The following is a 5041-nucleotide window of genomic DNA, read 5'->3' as shown; positions in this document are numbered from 1 at the left end:
GCGCCGGTGAGGGCGTCGGCGCCGGTGGCACGCGCGGTATCGGGCGGCGCGTCCTCGAAGTCGAGCGCCGCCCACGGGTCCTGCTGCGCTCCTGCCCCCTCGGCGCCCGGCGGGGCGCCGCCGGGGTCGGGCCGCTCCGAGCCGTCCTGGTCTGCGTGGCCGCCGTGGGCGGCCGCGGCCGGCGTGGCCAGGGCGGAGACGGTGCCGATGAGCACCGCGCCGGTGAGCACCGGTCCGGCGAGTCGCGCGGCGCGGCGGTGGGCGGTCTGCTGACGTCGCATCACGGGGCACATGATGCCGAGCCAACGTCAGGACGGGCGGCTCCGCATCCGCCGCGCGGGGCCGAAAGCCGCCGATCGGCGGACGTCCCGCGCGGGGCCGGCCGCGGCGTCGCCGCAGGCCGGCGCGGCGTGGCGGGCCCCGGCGGGCGACCTGCAGCGAATCCACCCGACGGGTGACCGGATCGCCACCCCCTGTCACCGCTCGGCGGGGTCGGGGGCCCGCGTCCGGCCGGGTGCGGGGTCAGCCGCGGCAGATCAGCAGCAGCGCCCGGTCGTCGTTGACGTCCTTGGCCAACGACTCGATGAGGTGCCAGGCCGCGCCGCGGAACCCGGTGGGGATGTACCGCTCGGCCTCCCCGGTGAGGCGGTCGACACCGTCGTCGAGGTCGCGGCCGGACCGCTCCACCAGACCGTCGGAGAAGAGCATGAGGACGTCGCCCGGACCGAGGTGGCCGCGGACGGGTTCGAACTCGGCGCCGGCCCACACGCCGAGCAGCGGGCCCTCGGCGGCGACGCGGCGCCACTGCCCGAGGTCGGCGTCGAGCTGCACCCCGGGGAGGTGGCCGGCGGAGAAGAGCTGGTAGTCGCCGGTGTCGAGGTCGAGGACGAGGTAGACCGAGGTGGCGAAGCCCTCGTCCCACTCCTGGCGCAGCAGGTAGCCGTTGGCCGCGGGCAGGAAGTCGCGGGGCGGCAGCGAGCCCAGCAGTCCCCCGAAGGCGCCGGAGAGCAGCAGCGACCGCGACGCGGCGTCCATGCCCTTCCCGGAGACGTCGGTGAGCACCGCCTCCAGGGTGCGGCCGCCCTCGCCGGTGCGGGCGGCGACGACGAAGTCCCCGGAGAACGACTGCCCGCCCGCCGGACGCAGCGACATCTCGCGGTGCCAGCCGCTGGGCAGCGGTGGCAGCGCGCTCTGGGCGCGGATGCGTTCCCGCAGGTCGAACAGCATGGTGGAGCCGCGCCGCCAGGGAACGCCGACGCGGCTGCGGAACTGGGCGACGAGCAGGGCGGAGAGCGCGACGGCACCGACGACGAGGACCGTTCCGGGGGTGACGGGCTCCTCGCCGCGCGGTCCGTGGTCGAGCATGGCGGTCTCCACCACGAGTGCCACCGCGGTGGCGCCGTAGAGGCCGAGCAGGCTCGCCGGGCGCAGCACCATGCCGCCGGCGATCAGCGGCAGCACCAGCGTCTCCGGCGGGCACCACTCCGGCCAGCGGAGGGTCAGGGCGGCGAGCAGCGGGACGGACAGCAGCAGCACCGCCAGCGGCGCCCAGTCCGAGCCTCCGCCGCGGAAGTAGTCGACGGCCGAACGGCGTAGCAGCGTACGGGCCCGGTGCACCGCCTTGTGCGCACGGGACCTACGGAACCCCGAGGGGGACGAACCTCGACCTGCCATGGCTCCGGACTCTAGCCAGCCCGACTGACCACGTCGATTCCCGGCCCGTCCCCATTGCGGCGGCTTCGGTGCGGTGCGGGTGGAAAAAGCGCTGGCGGGCCCGGTGTGCCACAGGTAACCATGGGTCATGACGACAGAGTTGAAAGAGCTGGACCCGGCTGACTGGGAACGCTGGTACCGGTGTCTGAACACCGCCTTCGCGGGTGAGGTGGAGCTGCCGGAGCACCGCGCGCTCTGGCGGGATCTGACGGAGCACAAACGTTCCCTGGGGGCCTGGGACGACGGGCAGGTCGTGGGGACGTTGTCGGCGTTCTCGTTCCGGATGGCGGTACCGGGTGGTGCGGTGCTCCCGACGGCCGGGCTGACCATGGTGGGGGTGCTGCCGACGCACCGGCGGCGCGGCCTGCTGACGGCGATGATCCGCCGCCATCTGGAGGAGGTGCGCGAGGGGGGCGAGCCGCTGGCCGTGCTGACCGCCTCGGAGGCGGCCATCTACGGGCGCTTCGGGTACGGGGCCGCGGCGGGCCGGATCCGGGCGGAGATCGACACCCGCCGGGTGCGGCTGCCCGAGGCGGCCGGGGCCCGGGCGGCGGGTCTGCGGCTGCGGCTGGTGGACTCCGTGGCGGCGCTGCCGGAGACCGAGAAGGTGTACGCCCGGCAGGTCGAGCGGCGGCCCGGCATGCTGGAGCGGCTGCCGGGCTGGGAGCGGCTGGAGACGGTGGCCGGCGCAGTCGGCGCGGGGTCGGTGGGGCAGCTGTGCGTCGTGGCCGAGCGGGACGGCGCCGCCGTCGGGTACGCCCGCTTCGGGGTATCGGAGGCCGACGGTACCGGCACGGTGCGGGTCCGGTCGCTGGTGGCGGACGACGGTGCGACGGAACTGGCGCTGTGGCGGTTCCTGTTCTCGATCGACCTGACCTCCCGGGTCACCTTCTACGACCGGCCGGTGGACGACGCCTGGCAGTACGCCGTGAACGACGTGCGGGGATGCGGCATCCAGCTGCGGGACTTCCTGTACCTGCGGCCGGTCGAACTGGGCGCGGCACTGGCCGCCCGGCGCTATGCGGCACCGGTCGATGTCGTGCTGGAGGTGTCCGACTCGTTCTGCCCCTGGAACGAGGGGCGTTGGCGGCTCTCCGGCGACCGGACGGGGGCGGTGTGCGAGCGGACCACCGACCCGGCCGAGCTGGCGCTCTCGATGCGCGAGGTGGGCGCGGCCTACCTCGGCGGCACGTCGCTGACCGGGTTGGCGCGCGCCGGGCGGGTGCGGGAGGTGCGCCACGGCGCTCTGGCGCCGGCGACGACGGCGTTCGGCTGGGACGTCTCCCCCTGGCTGCCGCACGGGTTCTGACCGGTCGCGGGCCCACCACGGGTCGCTGCGGGCTTCGACGGCCGCTGTGGCCGCACGCCGGGGGCTTCCCCGGCGCGCGACCACAGGCCCGGACAGCAGGTCTCAGCATGTGGGACATGACGGTGGCACAGCAGACCGCCGGGCGGCGCTGCGGTACCGTGCCTGCCAGGTCACGAGCGACAGCGACGCAGGCCCCGGCCGGCTGTCCGGCAACCCTCCACCGTGGCGGGGTGCCCCGGGTGATGACCAGGCCGTGAACAGCACCGGTTCACGGCAAGCACGGTCGCCGAGGAGTTCACATGATCCAGCGAATGCGTTAGGACGCCCGTTCCGGATCCCCGGTCCTCCGGGAGCCCTCCCCCTTCGTCCCCCGACTCCGTTCCGCGCCCCGCGCCGTGGCCGTCCGCTCTGCCGACGGCCCCGCCGGGCACGCGCCGGGCGGGTCCGGGACGCCGGTGGTCCGGCGGTCGTCCGCAGCGCGTCGCGCGCCCTGTCGCCCCGAGCGGGACGGCCCGGGCGCCGCGCGGCCGGTAACCCTCGCCCTCGCCCCGCGATCCCGGGAGATCCGTCATGCCCAGCCTCTCCGCCACCGCCACCGCCCCCTCCGCCGCCGTCCCCTCCGACGCCGTCCGTTCCGCCGGCGCCACCGGGACGACCACCGCGCCCGCCGCTGAGCTGCCCGCCTGTCCGCCGCCGCCGCTGGCGGTGCTCGGGGACGAGGTCCGGGCGCCGTTGACCGGCGGCGGGGAGGTGCCCTACGCCGCTCTGGACCTGGCCGCCAGCGCGCCCGCCGCACGCGCCGTCTGGGAGGCGGTCGCCGCGTACCTGCCGCAGTACGGGAGCGTGCACCGCGGGGCGGGTCATCTGTCGCGGCTCTCCACCGAGCTGTTCGAGCGCGACCGCCGCGATGTGGCGGCGTTCCTCGGCTGCCGCCCCGACGACCAGGTGGTCTTCACCCGCTCCACCACCGACTCCCTCAACCTGTTGGCGGCCGCCCTCCCGGCCGACTGCACGGTGCTGGTCTTCGAGACGGAGCACCACGCCGCGCTGCTTCCCTGGGAGCACCACGGCCGCCGGGTGGTGACCCTGCCCGCCCCGTCCTCGCCGGCCGACGCGGTGGCCCTCGCCGCGGCCGCGCTGCGGAAGCTGCCCGCCGGCCGGCCCGCCCTGCTGTGCGTGACCGGGGCCTCCAACGTCACCGGCGAGCTCTGGCCCGTGGCGGCACTCGCCGAAGTGGCGCGGGAGCACGGCGCCCGTACCGTGCTGGACGCGGCGCAGCTGGTCCCGCACCGCGCGGTGGACGTCGCGGAGCTGGGGGTCGACTGGGTGGCGTTCTCCGGGCACAAGGTCTACGCGCCGTTCGGCGCGGGGGTGCTGGCGGGGCGCGCCGACTGGTTGGACGCGGCCGAGCCGTACCTGGCCGGCGGCGGCGCGTCGCTGCGGGTGGACGGCGGCGCGGCGGGCGGTCTGCTGCCGGTGTGGCAGCGGGGCCCGGCGCGGCACGAGGCGGGGTCGCCGAACGTGGTCGGGGTCCACGCGCTGGCGTCGGCGTGCCGCGCGCTGTCCGCGGTCGGGTACGCGGCGGTGACCGCGCACGAGCAGGCGCTGCTGCGGCGGCTGCGGGAGGGGCTGGCGTCGGTGCCCGCCGTCCGGGAGCTGTCGCTCTTCGGGCCGGACGCGGAGCGGGTCGCCGTGGTGTCGTTCGTCGTGGAGGGCCACGACAGCGCCGGGTTCGCGCGCCGGCTCTCCGACGAGTACGGGATCGGTGTGCGGGCCGGGCTGTTCTGCGCGCATCCGCTGCTGCGGAGCCTGCTGGCGGAGGGCTCCGCCGCGGTACCGGGGCCGGACGCGGGGGGCTGCGACGACGCGCCGGTGCAGGCGGTGCGGGTCAGTTTCGGCGCGGGAACCCCCGCGGAGCACGTGGACCGGCTGGTGTCGGCGGTGCGGCGGCTGACCGACGGCGGCTGAGCGACGGCGGCCGCGGGCCGGGCGGCGGGGCCGCGCGGCGGCGGGGAGGAG

General features: G+C 76.5%; 3 protein-coding genes, 1 pseudogene and 1 riboswitch. Of the genes and pseudogenes, 2 read left to right on the top strand and 2 right to left on the bottom strand.

Annotated features, from left to right (window positions below; genetic code table 11):
* Together HCN52_RS21715 and HCN52_RS21710 are read right to left on the bottom strand one after the other, a co-directional pair.
* Positions 1 to 284 (bottom strand): annotated as a pseudogene (locus HCN52_RS21715) (hypothetical protein); the annotation flags it as partial.
* A 238-nt stretch (positions 285 to 522) separates the two neighbouring features.
* Positions 523 to 1674: a PP2C family protein-serine/threonine phosphatase gene (locus HCN52_RS21710; RefSeq protein ID WP_168090137.1), complete on the bottom strand. Its 1152-nt coding sequence runs from the start codon at positions 1672 to 1674 to the stop codon at positions 523 to 525.
* Positions 1675 to 1801: 127 nt separating this feature from the next.
* On the opposite strand from HCN52_RS21710, the gene HCN52_RS21705 reads away from it, so the two are divergent.
* Positions 1802 to 3022, top strand: coding sequence for a GNAT family N-acetyltransferase (locus HCN52_RS21705; protein WP_168090136.1), 1221 nt, complete (start codon positions 1802 to 1804; stop codon positions 3020 to 3022).
* Between the two features lie 168 nt (positions 3023 to 3190).
* Positions 3191 to 3308, top strand: a riboswitch (SAM riboswitch).
* A gap of 284 nt (positions 3309 to 3592) precedes the next feature.
* Entirely contained in the window at positions 3593 to 4990 is a 1398-nt protein-coding gene (locus tag HCN52_RS21700; RefSeq protein ID WP_168090135.1) for an aminotransferase class V-fold PLP-dependent enzyme, read from the top strand.
* Positions 4991 to 5041 lie beyond the last annotated feature (51 nt).

Origin of the sequence: Streptomyces bohaiensis (assembly GCF_012033785.1) — a bacterium.
GTDB classification, from domain to species: Bacteria; Actinomycetota; Actinomycetes; order Streptomycetales; family Streptomycetaceae; genus Streptomyces; species Streptomyces bohaiensis.
This window is presented reverse-complemented; position numbering and strand designations above follow the sequence as displayed.